The organism is Bacillus sp. MYb209, assembly GCF_002975175.1.
In the GTDB taxonomy this organism is placed as follows: domain Bacteria; phylum Bacillota; class Bacilli; order Bacillales; family Bacillaceae_G; genus Bacillus_A.
Genome location: NZ_PCNZ01000002.1, coordinates 481,668 through 504,781, shown reverse-complemented (window position 1 = coordinate 504,781; position 23,114 = coordinate 481,668). Strand labels below are relative to the sequence as shown.

At 33.5% G+C, this 23,114-nt stretch carries 23 protein-coding genes and 1 riboswitch; of the genes, 11 read left to right on the top strand and 12 right to left on the bottom strand.

The features are described from left to right. Positions 1 to 136: 136 nt before the first annotated feature. Complete coding sequence (locus CQZ94_RS06370) at positions 137 to 373, bottom strand: YkuJ family protein (protein ID WP_000055151.1); 237 nt, start codon at positions 371 to 373, stop codon at positions 137 to 139. A 232-nt stretch (positions 374 to 605) separates the two neighbouring features. Here CQZ94_RS06370 and CQZ94_RS06365 point away from each other — a divergent pair, with 232 nt between their 5' ends. Continuing rightward, a complete protein-coding gene (locus CQZ94_RS06365) occupies positions 606 to 842 on the top strand; it encodes a glutaredoxin family protein (protein WP_105584698.1) in 237 nt (78 codons plus the stop codon). 25 nt (positions 843 to 867) lie between these two features. Here CQZ94_RS06365 and CQZ94_RS06360 read toward each other — a convergent pair whose 3' ends face one another. From CQZ94_RS06360 to fadH, 3 genes are all read right to left on the bottom strand, one after another. Next, a complete protein-coding gene (locus tag CQZ94_RS06360; protein WP_105584697.1) occupies positions 868 to 1,356 on the bottom strand; it encodes a DUF3993 domain-containing protein in 489 nt (162 codons plus the stop codon). A gap of 184 nt (positions 1,357 to 1,540) precedes the next feature. Continuing rightward, complete coding sequence (locus CQZ94_RS06350) at positions 1,541 to 2,758, bottom strand: EAL domain-containing protein (protein ID WP_002111513.1); 1,218 nt, start codon at positions 2,756 to 2,758, stop codon at positions 1,541 to 1,543. 254 nt (positions 2,759 to 3,012) lie between these two features. Further along, complete coding sequence (gene fadH, locus CQZ94_RS06345) at positions 3,013 to 3,777, bottom strand: 2,4-dienoyl-CoA reductase (RefSeq protein ID WP_105584696.1); 765 nt, start codon at positions 3,775 to 3,777, stop codon at positions 3,013 to 3,015. Between the two features lie 244 nt (positions 3,778 to 4,021). On the opposite strand from fadH, the gene CQZ94_RS06340 reads away from it, so the two are divergent. Then, the gene (locus CQZ94_RS06340) at positions 4,022 to 4,879 is read left to right on the top strand and encodes a metallophosphoesterase (protein WP_105584695.1); all 858 of its coding nucleotides are present in this window, start codon (positions 4,022 to 4,024) and stop codon (positions 4,877 to 4,879) included. Between the two features lie 100 nt (positions 4,880 to 4,979). Continuing rightward, positions 4,980 to 5,204 (top strand): hypothetical protein, encoded by a 225-nt coding sequence (locus CQZ94_RS06335; protein WP_142395763.1) that lies wholly within the window; start codon positions 4,980 to 4,982, stop codon positions 5,202 to 5,204. Positions 5,205 to 5,369: 165 nt separating this feature from the next. Here the strand turns inward: CQZ94_RS06335 and CQZ94_RS06330 are convergent, their stop codons facing one another. Both CQZ94_RS06330 and CQZ94_RS06325 read right to left on the bottom strand, forming a co-directional pair. Continuing rightward, complete coding sequence (locus tag CQZ94_RS06330; RefSeq protein WP_105584693.1) at positions 5,370 to 7,478, bottom strand: polyphosphate kinase; 2,109 nt, start codon at positions 7,476 to 7,478, stop codon at positions 5,370 to 5,372. A 108-nt stretch (positions 7,479 to 7,586) separates the two neighbouring features. Further along, positions 7,587 to 9,161: a Ppx/GppA family phosphatase gene (locus tag CQZ94_RS06325; protein ID WP_105584692.1), complete on the bottom strand. Its 1,575-nt coding sequence runs from the start codon at positions 9,159 to 9,161 to the stop codon at positions 7,587 to 7,589. A gap of 141 nt (positions 9,162 to 9,302) precedes the next feature. Here CQZ94_RS06325 and CQZ94_RS06320 point away from each other — a divergent pair, with 141 nt between their 5' ends. Further along, positions 9,303 to 9,761: a YkyB family protein gene (locus CQZ94_RS06320; protein ID WP_000804854.1), complete on the top strand. Its 459-nt coding sequence runs from the start codon at positions 9,303 to 9,305 to the stop codon at positions 9,759 to 9,761. A gap of 31 nt (positions 9,762 to 9,792) precedes the next feature. On the opposite strand, the gene CQZ94_RS06315 is transcribed toward CQZ94_RS06320, so the two are convergent. Both CQZ94_RS06315 and CQZ94_RS06310 read right to left on the bottom strand, forming a co-directional pair. Then, entirely contained in the window at positions 9,793 to 10,455 is a 663-nt protein-coding gene (locus CQZ94_RS06315) for a YkyA family protein (protein WP_105584691.1), read from the bottom strand. A 552-nt stretch (positions 10,456 to 11,007) separates the two neighbouring features. Further along, entirely contained in the window at positions 11,008 to 11,661 is a 654-nt protein-coding gene (locus CQZ94_RS06310; RefSeq protein ID WP_105584690.1) for a diguanylate cyclase domain-containing protein, read from the bottom strand. A gap of 163 nt (positions 11,662 to 11,824) precedes the next feature. On the opposite strand from CQZ94_RS06310, the gene CQZ94_RS06305 reads away from it, so the two are divergent. Next, entirely contained in the window at positions 11,825 to 12,058 is a 234-nt protein-coding gene (locus CQZ94_RS06305) for an SPP1 phage holin family protein (RefSeq protein ID WP_105584689.1), read from the top strand. 31 nt (positions 12,059 to 12,089) lie between these two features. On the opposite strand, the gene CQZ94_RS06300 is transcribed toward CQZ94_RS06305, so the two are convergent. After that, positions 12,090 to 12,590, bottom strand: coding sequence for a hypothetical protein (locus CQZ94_RS06300; RefSeq protein ID WP_105584688.1), 501 nt, complete (start codon positions 12,588 to 12,590; stop codon positions 12,090 to 12,092). A gap of 459 nt (positions 12,591 to 13,049) precedes the next feature. Between CQZ94_RS06300 and CQZ94_RS06295 the strand changes: the two genes are divergently transcribed. The 3 genes from CQZ94_RS06295 (at position 13,050) to metE (ending at position 18,071) form a co-directional block, all read left to right on the top strand. Beyond that, on the top strand, positions 13,050 to 14,591 hold the full coding sequence (locus CQZ94_RS06295; protein WP_105584687.1) for an MDR family MFS transporter: 1,542 nt from the start codon (positions 13,050 to 13,052) through the stop codon (positions 14,589 to 14,591). 91 nt (positions 14,592 to 14,682) lie between these two features. Further along, positions 14,683 to 15,240, top strand: a complete 558-nt coding sequence (locus CQZ94_RS06290) for a PadR family transcriptional regulator (protein ID WP_142395762.1) — start codon at positions 14,683 to 14,685, stop codon at positions 15,238 to 15,240. Positions 15,241 to 15,464: 224 nt separating this feature from the next. Then, positions 15,465 to 15,652, top strand: a riboswitch (cobalamin riboswitch). 130 nt (positions 15,653 to 15,782) lie between these two features. After that, on the top strand, positions 15,783 to 18,071 hold the full coding sequence (gene metE, locus CQZ94_RS06285) for a 5-methyltetrahydropteroyltriglutamate--homocysteine S-methyltransferase (RefSeq protein ID WP_105584686.1): 2,289 nt from the start codon (positions 15,783 to 15,785) through the stop codon (positions 18,069 to 18,071). Positions 18,072 to 18,111: 40 nt separating this feature from the next. On the opposite strand, the gene comJ is transcribed toward metE, so the two are convergent. Both comJ and nucA read right to left on the bottom strand, forming a co-directional pair. After that, positions 18,112 to 18,501 carry a competence protein ComJ gene (gene comJ / locus CQZ94_RS06280; RefSeq protein ID WP_105584685.1) on the bottom strand — a complete coding sequence of 130 codons (390 nt, stop codon included), beginning with the start codon at positions 18,499 to 18,501 and terminating at the stop codon, positions 18,112 to 18,114. Positions 18,502 to 18,540: 39 nt separating this feature from the next. Then, positions 18,541 to 18,975 carry a DNA-entry nuclease gene (gene nucA / locus CQZ94_RS06275; RefSeq protein WP_105584684.1) on the bottom strand — a complete coding sequence of 145 codons (435 nt, stop codon included), beginning with the start codon at positions 18,973 to 18,975 and terminating at the stop codon, positions 18,541 to 18,543. A gap of 236 nt (positions 18,976 to 19,211) precedes the next feature. Here nucA and CQZ94_RS06265 point away from each other — a divergent pair, with 236 nt between their 5' ends. Next, positions 19,212 to 19,955 (top strand): DUF3967 domain-containing protein, encoded by a 744-nt coding sequence (locus tag CQZ94_RS06265; RefSeq protein ID WP_105584683.1) that lies wholly within the window; start codon positions 19,212 to 19,214, stop codon positions 19,953 to 19,955. Between the two features lie 59 nt (positions 19,956 to 20,014). Here the strand turns inward: CQZ94_RS06265 and kinB are convergent, their stop codons facing one another. Then, positions 20,015 to 21,289, bottom strand: coding sequence for a sporulation sensor histidine kinase KinB (kinB, locus tag CQZ94_RS06260; RefSeq protein ID WP_105584682.1), 1,275 nt, complete (start codon positions 21,287 to 21,289; stop codon positions 20,015 to 20,017). A 309-nt stretch (positions 21,290 to 21,598) separates the two neighbouring features. Here kinB and CQZ94_RS06255 point away from each other — a divergent pair, with 309 nt between their 5' ends. Beyond that, positions 21,599 to 21,799 carry a hypothetical protein gene (locus tag CQZ94_RS06255; RefSeq protein ID WP_105584768.1) on the top strand — a complete coding sequence of 67 codons (201 nt, stop codon included), beginning with the start codon at positions 21,599 to 21,601 and terminating at the stop codon, positions 21,797 to 21,799. Between the two features lie 148 nt (positions 21,800 to 21,947). Then, positions 21,948 to 23,111 carry an aminotransferase A gene (locus tag CQZ94_RS06250; protein WP_105584681.1) on the top strand — a complete coding sequence of 388 codons (1,164 nt, stop codon included), beginning with the start codon at positions 21,948 to 21,950 and terminating at the stop codon, positions 23,109 to 23,111. Positions 23,112 to 23,114: the final 3 nt, after the last annotated feature.

The following is a 23,114-nucleotide window of genomic DNA, read 5'->3' as shown; positions in this document are numbered from 1 at the left end:
ATTCCTATACATATACATTTGTAAAAACTCTTTTATTTAATCGCGACTTAAATTACAACTTCTACTACCTATATAGCCCATTAATTAATATAACTAAAAAAGGTACCGCCATTTGGCAGTACCTTTTTTATATGTATCAAGAAATGATATCGTAAATCTCAATTGCAACCATATCGATGTTATCGAATTGATACACTTGAGGTTTTTCACCTTGTTGATACACTTCTAACTCATACATTTCACTTTTATCGAAAAATTTCACGCTACATTTGCGCTCACCGTTCACTTCAAAATAGCGTTGTGCTACTTCACCGCTTTCAGCTTGTTCTTGTAGACTAACAAGTCGAGTTAAAATTCCTTGGAGTAGAGACATGAAATCTCTCCTTTCTCTGATCTTCCTACCAATAGGTTTTACAGCTATACTCATTCTATCCGTCATAACAGAAAAAACGTTCCACAATCTAGGATAAAGGTTCTTGGCCAGAAACTCAACTAAAATTTGTCGAAATACGAAGTAAAAAGATGAAAGAGCATCTTTTTACTTCTTTATTGCGCTTTTTATACTAGCAGAATATAATAAAAAACAGAAAAAGGGAGGAATTACAATGAAAAAAATTGAGGTTTATACACAACCCGATTGTCCACCTTGTACCATTGTAAAAGAATTTTTGAAACATAATAACGTTGTATATGAAGAATTTGACATAAAAAAAGACGCTGCTGCACGCAATCGTCTTTTATATGACTATGAATCCTATTCAACTCCAACAGTTGTAATTGACGGAGAAGTTGTCGCAGGTTTTCAAATTGAAAAATTACAACAGCTACTCGGTATAGAATAGGAATAGGGGACACCTATTCCTATTCTCATAATTGTTGTAACCTTTTTATTTCAGTCAATAGTTCCTGACTTTCATGATACCCTGCTAATTTCCATTTTCCATTATCCTTTTGCAATGTCACAATTTGATATTGTCCACTCTTTGCCCGCTCGTAGACATATAAATTTTTATGTTCTTCATCATAAGACATTTTTGTTTCTGAATTAAAAGAAAACGGGGCTTCTTTTGCTGGAAGTAAATATTCACCACTTTGTTTTTCATTTCTACTGTTTTCATCTGTAAAAACTTGAAGGAAATTATTTGTAAAATATGGTGATAACGTCTCTATCATCTTATTCATAGATATTTGCTTCCCGCGAATTGAAAATTGCGTCTCATAACCTTTTTGTATCGTTGTAAACACTTCTTTCCGATCCACTTTCACTTCTTCTTTTCCTAAAACAGTTGTGACACTATAGCTAACTAGAAAGGCAACACATATAAATAGAACAAACCATATTCCATATTTCTTCATTTTTTCACCTTCCTTTTAAAAGAGCTTGTCTTTGTAGTATTCATTGTAACAATGATTATGCAAAGAAAGGGATGATTTCGTTCGTAAAATCTTTACAACGATAGACAGCATTTTCATCATCATTTTCACTATTACCAATTTATGATAAAAACAAACAAAAAAAATGCACGAATCTCTTCGTGCATTAAAATAAAACATCTTCTTCATATAAATATTCGTACGATAAATCTATAAATAAAAAGTTTTCATCATCAATCGGGAATGAAAATGTTCGTACCATTTCACCAGTTTCGATATCAGCATATAAATCTGAAAGTCTTGCCTTATTCTCAAAACGCATTTTCATTATATTTTCTAGAAAATACGGGCGCCAGCTCCAGTTCTTCATATAATACTCTGGCATAATGATCCATTCACCATCTTTTTTCATAATATTACCAGATTGTTGAAAACCATCTTCATTACAAATAAATATCCGAAAACTATATTGTGATATGCTTTGGCTAAATTGTAATAACCAATCATTTATATCTTCATTCTTTTTTTGTTTTGACAGAACATCACCAATTCGATCACGTAACATCTCTGTTAAATTATAAATTTTTTGCAACTTCTTCTTCTCATGCAGAATAAATTGATGACATTCATTACCAAGTCGCTCTTTTAAAACATTCGTTTCAATAAAATCAGGTAAACATTCTTTCAAATAATTACCTTGATAATATCTACCACCGTTTTTCCAAGCATATTGTAGTTGATAAAAAGCATCAATTTCTTCATATAACAATGTCGCACCAATTCTTCTAGCAAGTAAAGATAAGGAATATAAAATATCTTGATAAGATTGTAAAAGTGCAGTTTGCCTTAAATTTGTTAAATCTACTTTTAAAATATCCGGTGCTAACACGCTAATACGCTCTAAATTACTTGTACCCGTTCCGACTTTATTAATCGAAATTTGAATACCATATGTACGATAATACATAAGTAAATGATTAAATTGTTCTATATCTTCTTTACATTCATGTTCTGTTATTTCCAGAACAATGCGTTGTAAGTTCAAACCTTGTTCTTCATACATCAGCAAAAGTTGAAGTAAACTTTCATCTTCATCATTCATTAATACATTAGCATTCCGATGTATAAATAATAATAATTTTTGATCCGTTTCTAAATACCTATTTAACGCTTTTTCTACAATGATGTTATCCGCTTCAAGTTGGAACTCACTCGGAATAGAATCATCATGGAAGAAAGATGCTAAACTTTGTATGCCCTCTTCTGTTTGAATACGTCCTACAACTTCATATCCAATTACTGTATGCTCATCAGCACTAAAAATAGCTTGATAATAAGGAAGGACTTTATCCAAGTTACTCATTACATCTAATGCATCTATCAACGTGCTTCCCTCCCTTTACTTTTCAAAAATTATAACACGATATTTACGGAAAAATAATAAAAAATCCCTTCAGTTTTCCTGAAGGGATTAGAGGGGTAAAATGCTAAGGGGAATTAGCAATTCTACTATGAAGAAAAAAGAGGTCTTAAATATAACGTATATATTCCCCTTTGTAAACACATTTCTATCACATGTCACAGCTTCGTCACATTTAACCAAAGAAAAATTAATAAATCATTCATTTTTCATCCCTTTTAAAATGGATATTGGTGCAAATGCTGGCCACCATCCATTGTCATACAAGTTCCATTTATGTATGCAGCTTCATCTGAACATAAATAATAAGCTAGACCCGCAATTTCTTCTGGTGTCCCTAGCCTACCAAGTGGGACACTTTGTATTGTACGCTTAGCCATTTCTTCTGAAATCCATAATTTATCGGCACCACCTGTACGTTCAATTGGTCCTGGTGCGATAGCGTTAACTCGTATCCCATATTTACGTCCCCACTCAACAGCAAGAGTTTTCGTCATCGCTAATACACCAGCTTTCGCTGCAGCTGAATGGATAACCCCTGGGCCTGCATCCCATGCATACGTTGCTACCATATTAATGATATTTCCTTTTATACCTTTCTCAATCCAATATTTCCCTACAGCGTGGCTACAATAAAACGTCCCATTTAATACAATATTAATGACCGAATTCCAGCCATTCACAGATAAATCCTCTGCTGGACAAATAAAATTTCCAGCTGCATTATTTATTAAAATATCAATTCGTCCAAACTTCTCATCAATATGTTCAATCATTCTCTGAATATCATCAGTATTTCGCACATCCATTTGCACAGGTAATACTTGCCCTGGAAACTGCTCGATCTCTAGCTTTGTTTCTTCTAGCTTTTCTTTAGTACGCCCTGTAATGACAACACGTGCCCCTTCTTTTGCAAAACGAGTCGCCATTCCTTTTCCCATTCCACTCGATCCACCTGTTATAATAACTACCTTTTCTTTCAAATACATCCCCTCCTAAAAATGAATACACGTTCATTTTATCATTTTATTTGATAGAAATCTTTATATTTTTAAACTTTTCTGATATTTTAGTGTGAAGAAATTTTTTTCTCATATTTTTCGTAATCTATACTACTTTTTTATACTCTAAAATATATTTTTAAAAATATACTGAAAGGAGATTCGAGTAACCTGTATATAGGACAAATATATTTGATATAGGTCTAATAGGTGTACTCACATTTCTATGAAGCAAATGACAAGAAGAAATTTTTTAAAGACTGGAATACGCACTTGTCTCTATACACTTATAACCACTAGCATCGGCTACTATTACGCGAAATATATAGAGCCACATTGTCTCTCTGTTGTGCAACACACACTCAAATCACCACTCATACCAAAAAGTTTTCATGGTATGAAAATCATTCAATTTAGCGACTTACATCTAGGTTACTATTTTTCTCTTCAACACTTATCTCAAATTGTTTTCAAAATCAATGCCGAAAAACCAGATATTGTCCTTTTTACTGGTGACCTCATTGATAATTACCAAACATATACTGAGACCCCTTTTGTCGCATCCATTTTACGAAATATAGAAGCGCCTTTCGGGAAATTCTCCATTTATGGAAACCATGACCATGGTGGATATGGAACTGAATACTACGATCACATCATGCTTGAATCTGGATTTCAACTTTTAAAAAATAAAGAAAAACGAATTCGTTTACTAGATAATAGCGAAATTTCCATTTTTGGAATCGATGATATATTACTCGGCAAACCAAAAATAGAGGAAACGTTACGACGTGCACAGCAAAATATTTATACAATTGTCCTTGTTCACGAACCAGATATCGCACCACAAATTGCTAAATACCCAATCAATCTCCAGCTTTCTGGTCATAGCCACGGCGGACAAGTACAACTTCCTTTTTTAGGTGCCATTATTACCCCAGCTCTTGCAAAACACTACATTGAGGGGTTCTATACTATTCGAGATTTGACTCTCTATGTCAATCGAGGTCTTGGAAGAACACGCGTCCCATTCCGCTTTATGGCTAAACCTGAAATTACGCTTTTTACCCTACAAAATTCGTAACATGTATTTGCCTATTTTCGTACATATCCTTTCTTGTACGCGCTCATCCACACTTGGTCCACCATATGATAAAAGTGAGTCCAATAAAGGAGGTTTGTTCATGTATCCATATTATCAACCAATCCCAGTTCGTTCAGTACCTATTGGCCCAGTAGGCGACTCACGCTTCTTTCCATTTTTCGGCGTTCCATTTCTAGCTGGAATTGCTGGAGGATTGCTCGGTGGAGCATTAGCTTTCGGTCCTAGACCCTTCTATCCACCTTATCCACCACCAGCACCTTATCCTTGTTACGGAGGACCTTGTCAACAACCATTCTATTACTAATTAAAACAACGATTCTTCCAATATTATTCTCGCAATTAACCGAATCATCACACGCCTATGATAAAAACTATTCTCTCTATTCATTCTTCCATTTGCGGAACATATGATTTAGAGAAAAATGTAAAAACCTCTTAATTTCAATAAGAGGTTTTTACTATATTTCCATTATTCAGCGTCTGTATTTTGATACGCCATCTTAAATAAATTCAATTGGCTATCAATTTCTTGTGTACTACTATTAATTATATAATAATAGTCACCATCTTTATTTTGTTCACGTGTTTTCACATTATCAGCTAAAATAAGCTGTAAAATTGAATTTATTCTCGCTTTCATTTCAATATCTAAAATTGGGAAGGATATTTCTACTCGTTTTTCCATATTTCGCGTCATCAAATCAGCTGAAGATAAGTATATTTTCTCATCTCCATTATGATGGAAATAATAAATCCGACTATGTTCTAAATATCTTCCCACAACACTAACTACACGAATATTTTCACTTACATTTGGAATCCCAGGTCTTAAACAACATGTCCCTCTAACGATGAGCTCTACCCTTACCCCAGCTTGCGATGCTTCATACATTTTTTTTATTAACGGTTTATCTGTTAACGAATTCATCTTAGCGATAATATATCCATTTCCATATTGTCTATGGTAACGGATTTCCTCATCTATTAAATCCATAAATTGCTCTCTTATATCAAATGGTGCAACAGATAAATGATGAAAATGCGGTTTCGTTGTATAGCCACTCAAATAATTAAAGAAATTTGTTGCATCTATACCAAAGTCTTTTCGCGATGTAATATATCCAAAATCGGTATATAACTTCGCTGTTGCATCATTATAATTTCCGGTTCCAAGATGTACAAACCTTTCAATTTTTCCGTTTCTTCTTCTTACAACTAACGTAATTTTACTATGCGTTTTCAAGTGACTTACTCCGTAAATAACGTGACATCCGGCCTGTTCCAATTCTTTAGCCCAATGAACATTATTCTCTTCATCAAACCTCGCCTTTAACTCAACCAATACCGTCACTTGTTTTCCTTTTTCAGCTGCTACCTTCAACGCCTGAATTATTGGAGAATCCCCACTTACACGATATAACGTTTGTTTGATCGCAAGTACATTCGAGTCATCTGCCGCATCACGAACAAAATCAACAACTGGCTGAAATGACTCAAAGGGATGGTGTAATAAAATATCATGTTCTATCGCTTTTTCAAATACATCTTCCTCATCTCCTAAATCTTGAGGAGGCTGAGGAATAAGCGCCGGATATACAAGGTGCTCATATAAAGGTGCTAATTTTTTATATAAAGAGAATAAACATGTTAAATCTAACGGTCCATCCATCATGTACACATCTTCATCTTTTACTTCCAACACCTCATACAATAAAGCCAATACTCTTTCATCGATGTGTTCTTTACCAATTTCTAAACGAACGGCAGCACCCCACTTACGCTTTTTCAATTCTTTTTCAATTACTTTTAATAAATCGCGTGCACCTTCTTCATGAATTGTTAAATCTGCATTACGTGTAATACGGAAACGAGTAACAGATGATACTTTATATCCTGTGAATAATTTATGGGTAAAGCCACTAATTACATCTTCTAATAAAATAAATTTATGCCTTTGTCCTTCACTCGGTAAAAATATGAAACGCTCTAGTAAAGAAGGTACTTGTACAATTCCTAACTTCGTACGATTTTCTTCCTCAGCTTGCTTCTCATCATATAAAATAGTAGCTAAGTTCAAACTTTTATTTAATAACATCGGAAATGGACGATACGCATCGATTGCTACAGGAGTTAAAACTGGAAAAATTTTTTCATCGAAATACTCTTCGATAAACTCCCGCTGCTCTTTCGTCAAATCATGGAATGTTAAACGCTCAATCCCCTCTAGCTCAAGTGCTGGCAATACATAATTATTAAACGTCTCATATTGTACAGTCATTAGCTCATGGGATTTTATCGCAATATTATTTAACTGCTTTTTGGGTGTTAAACCGGCTTTATTTTCTGGTTGGTTAAATCCGGCACTTACTTGATCTTTCAAACCTGCTACGCGCACCATGAAAAATTCATCTAAATTTGAACTAAAAATACTAATAAACTTTAGTCTTTCTAAAAGTGGATTATTTTCATCTTGTGCTTCTTGTAGTACACGTTCGTTAAACGCTAGCCAGCTTAATTCACGATTATTATAATAAGCTGTATCATTTAAATTTACTAAATTCCCCTTTAGCAATTCCATTCTCTTCACACTTCCCCTTGAAACTTTTTTAATATAATTTAGTTGCTTTTATTTTATCAAATTACAATATTCCAAAGTGTTAATTTTCCGTAAAGACATCCGTACCACTTATTGTTTTAATTCAAATACTAAGTTAATATTCGTTTTTAATACTCTTTCTAGTTGTTTTTTTTGTTTTTCCGCTTGGACTTTTTCAGCTAATGCCGATTGTTCACATAAAATTTTAAACGTTAAGCCTTCTTTGCTTTCCGTAATATATATCGTTTCAATAAGCGATCTTTGTCTCACATTTAAAGCGGCTGAAAATTGTAAAACAGCCCCTAATAACCGAATGTTCTTTTGTTCATTTTTATCAAACCAACCTTCAAATGGGGACGAATGTTGCTTAAATAACATTTTTGATTTATAAGAAGCGATAAGTGCCAATCTAATTCGATCTTTATGCATCATACCATCAATTGTTTTATTTGCTAGTAAATAAAATGTATGTAATCGGCTTGCTTCTTCATCTATATATTTCCCAATATTAAATACTTTTGCTGCTTGATGGAATATTTCCCAGTCTTTTTCTGGCATAGAAATGAGTCCAGCTCCTTCAAGTTGTTTGCAAATTAATGTTCCTTGTTTAATAAGTTGAATAACAAATTCCATATCCATTTCGTATTCATGTGCTAACAAATGTAAATTTTCTTCTATTACGTTCGGATAGTATGAAATCCCCAAATCTTTCGTTAATTCTTCATAGAAAACACCTTCTCTTAATCCTTTTTTACTCAACACAAATGCTGGTGCCCCTATCACGTTCACAAGCATATGAAATACTTCGACTGCTGGAATAATTGTATCTGCTCGATCTTTTGCTAACCCTTCCAATTTTTGCAGTTCTATGAACGACAATTCTTTTAATTCATCTTTTACATTTTTAATATCTTCTTCTTTCATTTTGTATAAATGTAATCCAGCTATAGGATAACAAATTAAATTTTGATGGATTTTCACCATGTTCCTCGCACTACCTCCAATTGCGATAAGAGGCAATTTTTTATCGATTAACCATGGTAATGTTCGAAATTGATACCATAAATACCTTTTAATCTCATCTAACTCCTCTATAGTAGGAATATCACCTTGAATAAATTGTTGCTTTAAAGAAAGTGCTCCAAAAGGAAAGCTATGGTATTCTAAAATTTCTCTATTTCGGAAATATGTAACTTCTGTACTCCCCCCACCAATATCAACTGTAATTCCTTCTGAAAACGAGGTAGAATTCATAACTGCTAAATAACCGTAACGCGCTTCTTCATATTCTGATAAGACTCTAAGAGTAAAATCTGTTTGCCCTTCAACAAGTTTTTTAATTTCATCTTGATTCTCAGCCTGTCTAATTGTTGCCGTTGCAACACAAAGTACATGATGTAACTTATGGAATCGTGTACTTTCTTGAAATTGAAATAATGTTTGTAATAATACTTCTATTCCTTCTTCACTTAATACACCATTTACTAAATAATTTCTTAACCTAGCGACCACTTTCGTATTTTCAATCTCTTTATAAAAACCCCCGCTTTGTTTTTCATAAATAACTAAACGCATTGTATTAGAACCAATGTCTATAATGGCATATTGTAGTTTTAATATTTCTTTCAAACTTCTCACTCTTTCATTATCAAATTTCTGAAACATATTCTATCACTATTATACAAAATAGTTGTTTTTTATAACAATATTGCTTTAATATTGAAAATATATACAATTACTTTTTGCATATAATAAAAACCCATTTTATTTATGCTATAATAAGGAAAACTTGAAAGGAGATTCAATATGAAACCTTCACAACCACAATCTCAATTACATAATCAACATTCTATTAATAGACTAGCTCAATCTATTTTCGTTGTGAATCGTCATGCTAAAGCTGCAACTAATCCTAAGTACTTATATTGGTTAAAAAAGACTGCTTTAGAACGCTTAATTACTGAAAAAAAGGCTATCAAAGAAGGATTACATTTTTCTAGAAATCCACGTTTTAGTCAACAACAATCCGATGTTCTTATACGTTTAGGTGATTATTTTTTCCATATCCCTCCTACGAAAGATGATTTTCGCACCCTACCACATCTTGGTCACCTTGAATCCTCCTATCGAAATCCGAAAACAACCTTATCTTTAACAATAGCAAAAAAAACACTTCAAGATTATATTGGTCCTGAAGCATTAAAACAAGAAAAAAAATTAAGCGAACCAGTTCCATGGTATAGCCGTACCTATACAAAAAAATAAAACAGTTTGGCCCATATTAGGCCAAACTGTTTTATTTTTTATCTTCCTTAATTTTAATATTCGCTTGTTTATAGAATTCAACTTTTTCTGCATTATATGATTTCGTATATTCATTAAACTTATCTTTTTCTGTCTCAATATCTTTATATGCTTGGTTTACTAACTTTACTTTCTCGCTAATATCTTTTAATTTTGTACCTTTATCTTGTAGCATTGTATATAATTCTTTTTCTTGCTTTAAAGATTTATTATAGCTATCGTACATCTTTTGGAATGAATCATGTCGTTTCTCATAAGTACTCTTTACTTTATCCGCCTGGTCTTTTAATTTATTATCTTCAATTTTCTTCACATGCTTATCAGCTGACTTCACTTCTTCTTGCGCTTTATTTAACGCCTCTTTTTCTTTAATAAGAACTTTTTCTCGTTCAGCTGTATTTTTCACCGCTTGATCAAGCTTATCCTTAACAGCCTGATTATTATCTTTTCCTTCTTGGACAATTTGATTATATAATACTTGCCCCTCTTTCTCTAATGACTCTAATTTTTTCGCATCTTCAAACATTGTTTTTTCTTGCTTGGCAGCATTTTCAAATGCAACATATAGCTCCTCTTCTGGTTTTGGGCCGAAACAACCAGCTAGTAAAGTCATTGATAATGCAGTTACAATTGCTAATTTATTATATTTCAACATCTTTTCCTCCTATTAATAAACGACCATCGTGCCAAAAATTCCATGAAAAACATGTAACTTCTTTATCTATTTCACGCTCGCATCTTTTTTACGAAGATCATCAATAATTATTTATACTGCTTGTACAATTTTCGCACTTGAAATTATGTAATGTCTTAAAACATAAAGGTATTTACCTTAATCTTACCTACTGCAAGAAACACTATAATGTTTCACCTGATAAAAGATGATCGTTGACCTTTCACGTCTATCATTCCCTTTCTCACTTTCTATCAAATAACCTCTTTGTCCATTTTACATAGTGCAAAGGTGACCTCGCAACTCTTACAAAGATTCTTTTAATTTCTTAAAAAGGAAAAGTGTAGAGCATGTTTTCCTCTACACTTTTAAACTGAAAACATTGTGCAAAATGCATTGACACATCCACACACAATTATATGCTGATTTCATATATTTTTAAAGACTTTTGTTACAAAAAAAAGTTTTCTTGTAACAAAAGACAAAAAAATGTTACAAAAAATTCTTTATATCATACTTCTTCAAATCAAAGTTTCATTCATGACTTTTCAAGTTTCTATAATTATACAATTGATTTTGTGCCTTTCTAAACAACTCTTCAAAAGTTTTCCCTTCTATCGGATAACTTGCAGCCCCAAATAATAGTGTGACACTTAATAAATCATTCGCTATTTCATTTTGAATATTTTTGATTAATCGATTTGTTATTGTTGACTTTTCATAGCCATTATCAACAGCTACGATAACATATTTATTTTCATCCCACCTCGTAACTACATCGCCTTTTCGAACTGTCTTTACAATTGTACCTTCTACTCTTTGGACTAGATCATCTAACTTTTTTTCTTGCACTGTGTCTTTTAATACATCCCATTCTTTTACGGAAAGAATATACACTGTAATATTACAAGAATCTCTTTCTGATAAAGCAGCTACTTTCCCAAAAAAATCAACGACAAAATCGTTATTCTTCATTCCTCCTACTTCAATATTTACACGCGTATTCGCTCTTTTATCGTACCAATGTCCAAAATAATAGCTTAGTATCATTTGCAATATATAAATAATAAAGACGGTAAAAAATGATCGCGAATCTAGCTTAGCAATTACATCCTGAAGTGCAATCCATTCTGTAACCGCAACTGTGTTCCCAAGTAATAATCCACTAATTTTCCCTTTATGTTTCATACTCTCCCCCTTTTTATACCAATATATGTTTCTATAACAATAATGCTTTTCTACAAAATAAAAAATGTACATATTTAATGTACATTTCTACTTAAGCTTGTATACCTTTTCTATTCTATTTCATATATATATTATATATCGTTTTTAGGAAGGAGTGACCTATATGCCTCAAAAAGAAAATCTATCAGATATTATGCGCTTACTAGCTGGCTTTTTGTTATCATTAAAATTACTATTTAACTCTTTCGGAATAAACTTCATTACAAACGATCAAATTGACGCTATAGTAAATGTTATTTCATTTCTATTCATTCTATATTTTGGATACAAAAATAACTATGTTGGAAAAAAGGGAGTGGAACAAAAGAAATTACTCAAGAAGCACAATCTTCATTAAAGAAGGAACCTTTCGCACAGGTTCCTTCTTATCATTTTCTGACAACCACTTCATTTGTTTGTAGCGGTCCATATGATACTCCTTTATATTGAAATGTATATGTAGCCTGAAATAATGAATTGGGAGGGGCTTTATCTTTATTTGCTTTTATTTGACAAATTAATTCTACCTTTTCACTCGGCGATAAATTATCGATTCGCCACCTTACAAGCTGAAATAAAAACTCACTTATTCCCTTATCTGCTTTTAAAGAGTTTGGGATATATGCGAAATAATCACGAATCATATGACTTACAACTACTCGCGAAATCATTTCAACGCCTTTATTTTCAACTTCAAGTCGAATAATTAGTATGTCATTAACATCATAGATCATCTCATATAAAAATTTTTCTTTATACATACTACGGATTTGCAATGTGACTGCTACATTGGATGCTTCCGTAGCCTTTTTAGAACCATCAATCCACAAAACCGGCTGTAACGGTATAGAATACCTTCCTTGATCCGAAATTCGTTTCCATATTTTCATAATATATTCACCTCATTCCAGATGTATCATCTATACAACTGTATTCTGCCTCTCGATGCAATAAACTACACTTAGAAAAAATATTGAGCTTGTTACAAACCATCTTAAATTTTTCTTTTCCTTTTATCCTATTCGACAATATAAAGAAAAAACCATTTTTAATAGGTTGACACAGGTTATTCTTTATTAAATATTTTTTTACAATTTCCTTCCTTGATTACATAAAAAATAAATTCTTACTCTCTCTTTTGGTTAATATAATAAAATACTTTGGCGTAAGAAAACATTTACCTTTTAGTCAAATTTGACTATAATATATTCTATGATTTCCAATCTTTATATCATGTAGGATTAATTTTTGTAAATAAAGAGGGAACGAAACAAACTGTACACAAAGGTTTTTATGCACTACATCTAAAAACTTAAGTTAGTTTAATTTTTATTAAAGGAGGGCTACTCTTGGAAGCACAACTATCAAAAAACGACTCAAGTAAAACAAAATTTGTTGTTGCCGGTTTACTACTTGGTATTCTAATGGCAGCAATGGATAACACAATCGTCGCAACTGCGATGGCAACGATTGTCGGAGACTTAGGAGGGTTCGACAAGTTCGTTTGGGTCACATCTGCCTACATGGTAGCAACAATGGCCGGAATGCCTATTTTCGGTAAGCTGTCTGATATGTACGGACGGAAACGCTTTTATATTGGCGGATTAATTCTCTTCTTATTTGGTTCTGCACTTTGCGGGACAGCATCAAGTATTGAACAACTAAGTATTTATAGAGCCATTCAAGGAATTGGTGGCGGCGCTCTTATGCCTATCGCATTTACAATTATGTATGATATATTCCCGCCTGAAAAACGCGGAAAAATGACCGGACTATTTGGTGCTGTTTTCGGAACATCTAGTGTTTTTGGACCTTTATTAGGTGCTTACATTACAGATTATATAAGTTGGCACTGGGTCTTCTATATTAATATTCCATTAGGACTTATTTCCTTCTTCTTCATTACTAAATACTATAACGAGTCTCTAGAATATCGAAAACAAAAAATTGACTGGGCTGGTGCCATTACACTTGTCATTAGTATCATTTGCTTAATGTTTGCCCTAGAACTTGGCGGTAAGGAATATGCATGGGACTCTAATGTGATTATTGGTTTATTTTCAACTGTTATTATTATGCTTATTATTTTCTTCTTCGTAGAAAGAAACGCAACCGAGCCTATTATTTCTTTCCATTTATTTAAAAAACCTTTATTTGCAGCTAGCCAAGGTGTTGCCTTTTTCTATGGCGCAGCTTTTATCATCTGTACAGTTTATATTCCAATCTTCGTTCAAGGTGTTCTCGGTGGTTCCGCCTCAAATGCTGGATTAATTTTGACACCTATGATGGTAGGATCTGTAATTGGAAGTCAAACTGGTGGACAATTAGCTTCACGAACAAGTTATCGTAACATCATGATAGTATCTGGAGTTTTCTTCGTTCTTGGTATTTATTTACTAAGTACTTTAACTATGGAAACACCTCGTACACTCGTAACAATGTTTATGGTGCTTGCTGGACTTGGAGTTGGATTCTCCTTCTCAGTTTTAAGTATGGCATCTATCCACAAACTAGAAATGAGAGATCGCGGTTCTGCTACATCCACGAACTCATTCTTCCGTTCACTTGGAATGACTCTTGGCGTCACGATTTTCGGTACGATTCAAAATCATGTTTTCACTGATAAATTAAAAGCAGTCTTCCCTCCTGAACTAGAAAAAATGGCTCCTAAAGGTGGAGACACAAGCTTTTTATTATCACCAAATGCTACTGAAAAGCTACCTCCTGAAGTACTGAGCGGAATTAAAGAGGCTCTTGCAACATCTATTGCGAATACATTTTTCTGGGCACTTATCCCAGCTACGCTAAGTATAATTTGTATTTTACTTATGGGAAATGAACGTCTTTTAACAGGACCAAAAACAAAGCAAAAACAAAAACAAGTAAGCTAATATAGAAAAACGAAACGGTATATCCCTTTATGAAAGAGGATATACCGTTTATAATATATATAAAGTTTCTATATACAGGAGTTGAGACAGCATGAGCATGAAGTTAGTCATTCTCGGCTTGTTACTCGAAGGAGATAAACATCCATATGAAGTGCAGCACATAATGAAAGAAAGACAAATGGATTGTTATATTAAATATGCCAAGGGATCGCTATACTACGCCTTCGAGCAATTAGAAAAACAAGGTGCGATTAGCGTTACCAATATTGTCCGAGATACGAATAGACCAGATAAAACAATCTTCCATATAACAGAGGAAGGAAAAGCCCTTTTCCACACCTTATTATTAAAACAATTTGAAGCGAAAAATCAAATATATAAACCTATTTATTCAGCGCTCTCTTTCGCTCACTTTAGCGACGAACAAGCACTAGTTCCTATTTTGGAAAAAAAGAGAGATGATACAATGCTATATTTACATACAATGCAAACGATATACGATCATAATAAACAACTAGTTCCTCGTGCTCAACTATATATTCTACAAAGCGTCATTGAGCATATTAATGTTGAATTACGTTGGCTAAACACACTCTTACAAGATGCAACTGCAGGTCGTCTTTCAGAAATAGGTGTAGATAATGATTAAGTTTTTCTAAAAGAGGTGCCTCCTCTTTTAGAAAAACTTAACACTATAATTATTCTTCGCAACTCAAAACACCCTCATTTTAATAATAAATAACCGTTAAAAACTCTTTATTTTCTGAATAAAAATAAATAAAAAAACTTTGGAATTTTCTTATTTTAAAACAGTGGACAAAATTCCGAAAATTGTGTTAGAATTTATTTCAATATCATATCGCTTGTTAAATTCCTTTCAAAAGGAAAATAGGTACACGAATATTTCACTTCGTGTTTAAAAGGGAAGTTTGGTGAAACTCCAACACGGTCCCGCCACTGTAAATGCTGAGATTTCTTTTTTGTGCCACTGTGAAAACGGGAAGGTGGAAGAAATTATATGAAGTATAAGTCAGGAGACCTGCCTATTTTAACAACACTGATAGACTCACGGATGATGATGAGGTGTTAAGAACAAAAAGGAAGGCTTATTTTTCTATGCCTTTATGCTTTTTGTTATAGGTATTTCCGAGTAAACGGAAATGCTTACTTTCAATTAGGGAGGAATTTAAAATGGCAATTCAAACAAGTAACTTAGGTTATCCACGTATCGGACTACAACGAAAGTGGAAAAAAACATTGGAAGCTTTTTGGTCCAATAAAATTGATGAAGAACAATTTTTAACGACAATGAAAGAAATTCGCCTTCAACACGTCAAAGTACAGCAAGAAAAAGGAATTGAATTAATTCCAGTTGGCGATTTTACATATTATGACCACGTTCTGGATACGGCCTACATGTTAGGATTCATCCCGTCACGTTTTTCAGAGTTTACCTCTTACCTTGATGTATATTTTGCAATGGCACGCGGCTCTAAAGATCACGTTGCTTCTGAAATGACAAAATGGTTTAACACAAACTATCATTACATTGTTCCTGAATATGAAGAAGGATTACAAATCTCTTTAAAAGAAAATCGTCCTCTTCGTTTATATGAAGAAGCGAAAAAAGAGTTAGGCGTTGATGGAAAACCAGTTATTTTAGGCCCTTATACATTCCTAAAACTAGCAAAAGGTTATAACGAAGAGCAATTTGCCACTATTTTAAAAGAGCTAGTTGCACCTTATGTACAATTATTCTCTGAATTACACGCAGCTGGAGCACAAATTATTCAAGTTGACGAACCAATCTTCGCATCTTTAACAAAAGATGAAATTAATCAAGCGAAAGAACTTTACGAAGCTATTCATAAAGAGGTTCCAAATGCTAATCTTCTTCTACAAACATATTTTGATAGTGTAGAAGAGAACTATGAAGAAATTATTACATTCCCTGTTTCTGGTATTGGATTAGACTTTGTTCATGGCAAAGAAGGTAATGTAAATGCTATTTCAAAATACGGATTCCCAGCTGATAAAATTTTAGCTATCGGTTGTATAGATGGCCGTAACATTTGGAGAGCTGATCTTGATGATGTACTTTCTTTATTTACAACATTACAAAATCAAATCACAGCAAAAGGTTTAATTGTTCAACCTTCTTGTAGCTTATTGCATACTCCAATTGATAAAACGGAAGAAACGCACTTAGCAACTGAATTATTTGATGCACTTGCATTTGCTAATCAAAAATTAGAAGAACTAGTCCTTATCCATTCTGCTCTTACTAAAGGTGTAGAAAGCATCAGTAGCGATTTGACAACATATCGTAATGCACATCATGCAATCCGCTCATCAGCTGCACGTAATCGTGAAGATGTAAAAGGGGCACGTACATCACTTAAAGAAGATGATTTTTCACGTCCTCTTCCATTTGAAAAACGATATGAACTACAGCAAGTAGCTTTACAATTACCGTTGTTACCAACAACAACTATCGGTAGCTTCCCGCAAACATCTGAAGTTCGTCAAACACGTAAACAGTGGCGTAACGGCGATATTACAAATGAACAATATAATCAATTCATTGAAAAAGAAACTGCAAAGTGGATTCGTTACCAAGAAGATATTGGTCTTGATGTACTAGTACATGGTGAATTCGAAAGAACTGACATGGTGGAATATTTTGGAGAAAGACTTGCTGGTTTCTCCTTTACTAAAAACGGATGGGTACAATCATACGGTTCTCGCTGCGTAAAACCACCTGTTATTTATGGTGATGTTGCCTTTATAAGTGGAATGACTATTAAAGAAACTGTATATGCACAAAGCTTAACAGAGAAAGTAGTAAAAGGTATGCTCACTGGACCTGTCACTATTTTAAATTGGTCATTCGTTCGAAATGATATTTCAAGAAAAGAAGTTTCATATCAAATTGCATTAGCACTTCGTCATGAAATTGAATTACTTGAATCTTCCGGAATTAGAGTAATCCAAGTCGATGAGCCTGCACTTCGTGAAGGAATGCCGTTAAAAGAAAAAGATTGGGATGCATACATTACATGGGCAGTTCAATCTTTCCTTTTAGCAACATCTTCTGTAGAAAATGAAACACAAATTCATACTCATATGTGTTACAGTAACTTCGAAGACATTGTAGATGCAATTCGAGCGTTAGACGCAGATGTTATTTCTATCGAAACATCAAGAAGTCATGGAGAATTTATTAATACATTAAAACATACAACATATGAAAAAGGAATTGGTCTAGGTGTATATGATATTCATAGCCCACGTGTCCCAAGTAAAGATGAAATGTTCACAATCGTAGAACAATCTTTACAAGTATGTGATCCTAAATATTTCTGGATTAATCCAGACTGTGGTTTAAAAACACGAAGAACTGAGGAAGTTATACCTGCTTTAGAGCACATGGTTCAGGCAGCAAAAGACGCTCGTTCTCTCCTAAAAACAAACGCATAATAAAAAACGTGTTATCCTTCAAAAAGGATAACACGTTTTTTTATTCTACACTCTCAAAATAGAAGTCGTATTGTACTTTATACAATTCATCGTCTGTTGGCTCTTCAAGAGGAGTTGTCTGCAAGACTATCATATATTCCCCGTTCGGAATAGGAATATGAAATTTATTAGAAAGAATACTTGTTATATATACTTCTTCATTCTTCACTGTGAAAGGAACTGATATCGTTCTAACCACTTCTTCTTTCTCAATATGATTTCCACAAGTAACTTCCACTTCACAAGTATAGTCAGAGATTGCCTCAAAAATAATAGCTCCATCCACCTCAGCATAGCCTCTTTCAAAATCTTCAGGAGTCCAATCTACATAAGGCTGCTGACCATCATAGTTCATTATCATTAATTGCGAATATGAAATTGTTAATTCCATAACTATCCCTCTCCTCCACTATGAAATGTATGCCAATTACTATTTCACTTCAAATTTCACACGCGTACCATCTGGATATTTGTCTAGCTTATTCCCTACCCAAGAACCTGCACCGCGGTTATCTGCTGGACTTATATATTCAATATGAGCTCCTTTTCCGCCTTCCTTACACATCGCCATCGGCCATTCATCACGATCATAACCTTTCTTCGTCGGATATGGCGCTAACGATAATTTCCTTCTATCCGCTGCACCATTACGATCAATTGTACACATTTCTGAATGCCCTTCTTTTATAGCATTCGTTATATGTTTCCCGGTCTCTGGATATCGTTCTTTCGGGAACTCTAGAATTTGATCATACGTAGTTGTTTTTTTAGTACTTGTCTCCTCTGGCACAAGTACTTCATATACCGCTACCAAAAGAGAAAGAATTGCAATAATTGAAATGATAATACCTTTAAATTGCTTCATGTGTACCTCCGTGTTCCTACCAATTTCTTTTCCTCAGTTATTATAACAAACTTCTTCTATGTATGTTTTCAGACATTATTTTAGCTCTTCCTCTCCATTCCGCCAAAAACATTCATTTTTCCTCATCTTTTCACTAATGCTGTAGAAAACTAATAACCTTCCGACATTCTTTTTCAAAGGAAGTCCTCATAAAAGGTTGAAATGATATATACGATACTTTTTGGGGAGGAACTATCATGGAAGCTATTTATAAAACGAAAGATGTTACAAATAAAACAGGTATCCCAAAACATATAGTCCGAAAATATAGCCAACTCTTAGAGGAACACGGTTATATCATTTCAAAAACAGCTGATGCTCGTATTTATAAATTGGATGATTTAAAACTATTGAAATCTATACATGAAAGAGCTGCTACATTACAAGAAGATATTTCAGAAACAATACCTATTATTTTAAAAGAAAAAGAGGCCCCACCTGTACCTGTTATTCAAGATAAACAAGAGATACAACCAAAAGATGATGGGCGTAACTTTGAGGAGTTCATGTTAAAACTTGAAATGCTTGCTCAATTAAATGAAGCAATTATTCATCAAAACTCTACTCTCATTACACAAAATCGTTTAAAAGACGAGAAATTAGATGAACTAATGCAACAAGTTTATGTAAAAGAAGGCTCCCAGGAAAAAATGTTACAAGAGCTAGTTGTTCATGCCGCCGAAACAGATGCACTCCAAAAAGAAAAGATGGACTTATTAATGAATCATATGTATAAGCGAGAATCCAAACAAGAAGAAAAAATGAATAAACTTTTCAATCAAATTTACAATAAAGACAGCAACCGTGATGCACAACTTATGCAAGTTATTCGCGAAATTCAAGAAACAAAAAGATTAGTCGCCGCCTCAAAAGAGCAAAGCTTCTTTCAATCATTTAAAAGTTTATTCGTTCGAACAAAACAAGAAAAAATAAATGAATGAAATTTTGTATATTTTTCTAATTCACGATAAAATAAAAAGTTACCTTCTACCGGTAACTTTTATTCCTTATATCGTACAGCTGGCAATATAATAATAGCTTCAGTTCCTTTTCCGCTTTCACTTTTATATTCCAATGTACCATTATGCGCTTGTAAAATACTAAATGTTACCATAAGACCTAATCCTGTTCCTTTTTCTTTTAAAGAATAATACGGTTGTCCAAGCCTTACTAACTGTTCTTTTGTCATTCCAACACCACTATCTTTAACTCTTATTATTATCATTTCATCTTTTTGAATAGCTGTTACTTTTAAATACCCTTTGTTTCCTTGAATTGCTTCAATACCGTTTTTAACAACATTCATAATAGCTTGCTTCAATTTCGTCTTATCGCCGATAGTATAAAGGCTCTCAGAAATCTCAACTTGCAAATAAACGCCCTGCATCGCTGCAAATGATGACATAAGAGTTGTCATTTCAATTAATTGTGCTGATAAACAAATATGTTCTTTTTTTTCAATTTGAGGCCTTGCTAAATTTAAATAATCTGAAATAATCTGTTCAGCACGATCCAGTTCAGCTAATACGAGACGCATATAATCTTTGTTTTTTACGTCTTCCGTACTCTCTAGCAATTGAATAAACCCTCGTACAACAGTGAGAGGGTTTCGAACTTCATGTGCAACACTTGCAGCTAACTCACTTACAATATTAAGTTTTTCTGATTTTTGCATTTCTGTACGCAATAATGCATTTTCATTTAAATACTCAGTCAAATACACTTGAAATACCATTGTCATAACCATAATAAGTGATGCAAATATATACCCACTATATAGATTAGATATGTACGGTGTAAAACCTGTTTCTAAAAGGACATTCAACATCCCGAATACTAATGAAACAAGAACATAAAATGATGCAATCATAAAAGCTAATATTAGCTTCTTATCTCTTGAAAAAAGAGACCATTTCTTTGACAAAAACAATGGAATTATCGAAAGAAATATAACTTCTACGATAGGCAACCAACTGAGACCCTTAAAAATCCATTCATATGCAACAAAAATAATGGCAGGGATGAGCCCAACAATCCCACCATATAAAAAACCACTAACAATTGGGATTGGATGAAAATTGTATCCGCAAACGGTACCAAAACAAATAGAGTATGTCATGGAGAGAACGAGTGTAACGCTAGATAAAAACATAATAAAGTAGCGATTAGGCTTCGGAAGCATTTCTTGATAACGATTTAAACGAATCGCTTCATATAAAAATAGTGGTAAAATAATGATGGCAATTTGGATCATTAAATCACGAATCAGCTCCATAGCCTCTCATCCCCTATATGTATTTTGATATGATTATATCATTTTATAAGTCTATTTGTTTTAAAATTTTGATTTTTCTTAACACTTTTGTTAATTATTTGTTAACAACTAATAATAAATGTTACAAATTTCCGAAATGATTGTAAACCCTGTACCAAATTTCCTTCGTGCAGTATACAATGAATACGGATTACAAGAAAAATAAAAAACACTTCACTAGACGGACAACTATCGCAAAATATAGCATATAATCCATACTATCTATGTTTACAAATAAGTGATCATTACTTTAGTAGGAGGAAGATAAATATGGCGGGTACTACGCTTGTTTTAAAAGAAGAAAATTTGGTTGTGCTAGAAAACGTTGAAAAATCAGTATACGAAGAATTGCAACATACAGCAGGGGACGAAGACTGTACATGTGCTGTAAATGAATCAGTTGTCCATCTTGGCAAAGTATCTTCCGTACTTTGGAACGAAGATGAAATAGATTGGGAATACGGTTATTAAAAAGTCGCTTTCAGCGGCTTTTTTTATGCACTACATACCACCTTTCTTCTTAAATAAAGTGAAACTTATATCAGTAGGATTTCCCTGCGTAATAATGAAAAATATGATAAAATGAACTTAATTTTCAAACGGAAGAAAGGGAGATACAATGGAACAATTCATTAACCCTAGAGTGAAGGACATCCAAATTTCTGGAATCCGTCAGTTCTCTAACATGATTCAAAACTATGATAATCTCATCTCTTTAACAATTGGGCAACCCGACTTCCCTACACCTTCTTTAGTAAAAGAAGCTGCTAAACGGGCCATTACAGAAAATTATACAAGCTATACACACAACGCTGGTTTATTAGAATTACGCGAGGCGGCTTGTAACTTTGTAAAAAATAATTACGATTTACACTATTCACCTGAAAACGAAACCATTGTTACAATCGGCGCTAGTGAAGCGATTGATGTTGCATTCCGAACTATTTTAGAACCAGGAACGGAAGTAATTTTACCTGCTCCTATTTATCCTGGTTACGAGCCGATTATTCGACTATGCGGTGCAACTCCTATTTTTATAGATGTTCGTGAAACTGGATTTCGTTTAACAGCTGAAGCTCTGCAAAATGCAATTACAGAACGAACAAGATGCGTCGTTTTACCGTATCCTTCTAATCCAACTGGTGTTACCTTATCAAAAGAAGAATTAGAAGATATTGTATCTATCTTAAAAGATAAGAATATTTTCGTTCTTTCCGATGAAATTTATAGCGAACTTGTATATGAAGACAAACACACATCTATCGCTCATTTCCCAGAAATGCGTGATAAGACTATTGTCATTAACGGCTTATCAAAATCACATTCTATGACTGGCTGGCGTATCGGACTTTTATTTGCCCCAAGTTATTTAGCAAAACACATTTTAAAAGTTCATCAATACAATGTTACATGCGCTACTTCAATTGCTCAATATGCTGCAATCGAAGCTTTAACAGCTGCTAAAGATGCACCGAAGATGATGCGCTATCAATACAAAAAACGCCGTGATTACGTGTATAATAGACTCATTCAAATGGGTTTAACGGTTGAGAAGCCAACAGGTGCATTTTATTTATTCCCATATGTTGGACATTTAACATCTTCATCATTTGATTTTGCACTTGATCTTGTAAAAGAAGCTGGGCTAGCCGTTGTTCCTGGAACCGCATTTTCTGAATATGGTGAAGGTTATCTTCGTCTTTCCTATGCTTATAGTATCGAAACTTTAAAAGAAGGCTGTGACCGTTTAGAAGCCTTTCTACAACAAAAAGCTAAGAGTTAAACT

Excerpts from the sequence above, each read along its gene's own strand:
- CQZ94_RS06370 (WP_000055151.1), bottom strand. The coding sequence starts at position 373 with ATGTCTCTACTCCAAGGAATTTTAACTCGACTTGTTAGTCTACAAGAA.
- CQZ94_RS06365 (WP_105584698.1), top strand. The coding sequence starts at position 606 with ATGAAAAAAATTGAGGTTTATACACAACCCGATTGTCCACCTTGTACC.
- CQZ94_RS06360 (WP_105584697.1), bottom strand. The coding sequence starts at position 1,356 with ATGAAGAAATATGGAATATGGTTTGTTCTATTTATATGTGTTGCCTTT.
- CQZ94_RS06340 (WP_105584695.1), top strand. The coding sequence starts at position 4,022 with ATGAAGCAAATGACAAGAAGAAATTTTTTAAAGACTGGAATACGCACT.
- CQZ94_RS06335 (WP_142395763.1), top strand. The coding sequence starts at position 4,980 with ATGTATCCATATTATCAACCAATCCCAGTTCGTTCAGTACCTATTGGC.
- CQZ94_RS06330 (WP_105584693.1), bottom strand. The coding sequence starts at position 7,478 with ATGGAATTGCTAAAGGGGAATTTAGTAAATTTAAATGATACAGCTTAT.
- CQZ94_RS06325 (WP_105584692.1), bottom strand. The coding sequence starts at position 9,161 with ATGTTTCAGAAATTTGATAATGAAAGAGTGAGAAGTTTGAAAGAAATA.
- CQZ94_RS06320 (WP_000804854.1), top strand. The coding sequence starts at position 9,303 with ATGAAACCTTCACAACCACAATCTCAATTACATAATCAACATTCTATT.
- CQZ94_RS06315 (WP_105584691.1), bottom strand. The coding sequence starts at position 10,455 with ATGTTGAAATATAATAAATTAGCAATTGTAACTGCATTATCAATGACT.
- CQZ94_RS06310 (WP_105584690.1), bottom strand. The coding sequence starts at position 11,661 with ATGAAACATAAAGGGAAAATTAGTGGATTATTACTTGGGAACACAGTT.
- CQZ94_RS06305 (WP_105584689.1), top strand. The coding sequence starts at position 11,825 with ATGCCTCAAAAAGAAAATCTATCAGATATTATGCGCTTACTAGCTGGC.
- CQZ94_RS06300 (WP_105584688.1), bottom strand. The coding sequence starts at position 12,590 with ATGAAAATATGGAAACGAATTTCGGATCAAGGAAGGTATTCTATACCG.
- CQZ94_RS06290 (WP_142395762.1), top strand. The coding sequence starts at position 14,683 with ATGAGCATGAAGTTAGTCATTCTCGGCTTGTTACTCGAAGGAGATAAA.
- metE (WP_105584686.1), top strand. The coding sequence starts at position 15,783 with ATGGCAATTCAAACAAGTAACTTAGGTTATCCACGTATCGGACTACAA.
- comJ (WP_105584685.1), bottom strand. The coding sequence starts at position 18,501 with ATGGAATTAACAATTTCATATTCGCAATTAATGATAATGAACTATGAT.
- nucA (WP_105584684.1), bottom strand. The coding sequence starts at position 18,975 with ATGAAGCAATTTAAAGGTATTATCATTTCAATTATTGCAATTCTTTCT.
- CQZ94_RS06265 (WP_105584683.1), top strand. The coding sequence starts at position 19,212 with ATGGAAGCTATTTATAAAACGAAAGATGTTACAAATAAAACAGGTATC.
- kinB (WP_105584682.1), bottom strand. The coding sequence starts at position 21,289 with ATGGAGCTGATTCGTGATTTAATGATCCAAATTGCCATCATTATTTTA.
- CQZ94_RS06255 (WP_105584768.1), top strand. The coding sequence starts at position 21,599 with ATGGCGGGTACTACGCTTGTTTTAAAAGAAGAAAATTTGGTTGTGCTA.
- CQZ94_RS06250 (WP_105584681.1), top strand. The coding sequence starts at position 21,948 with ATGGAACAATTCATTAACCCTAGAGTGAAGGACATCCAAATTTCTGGA.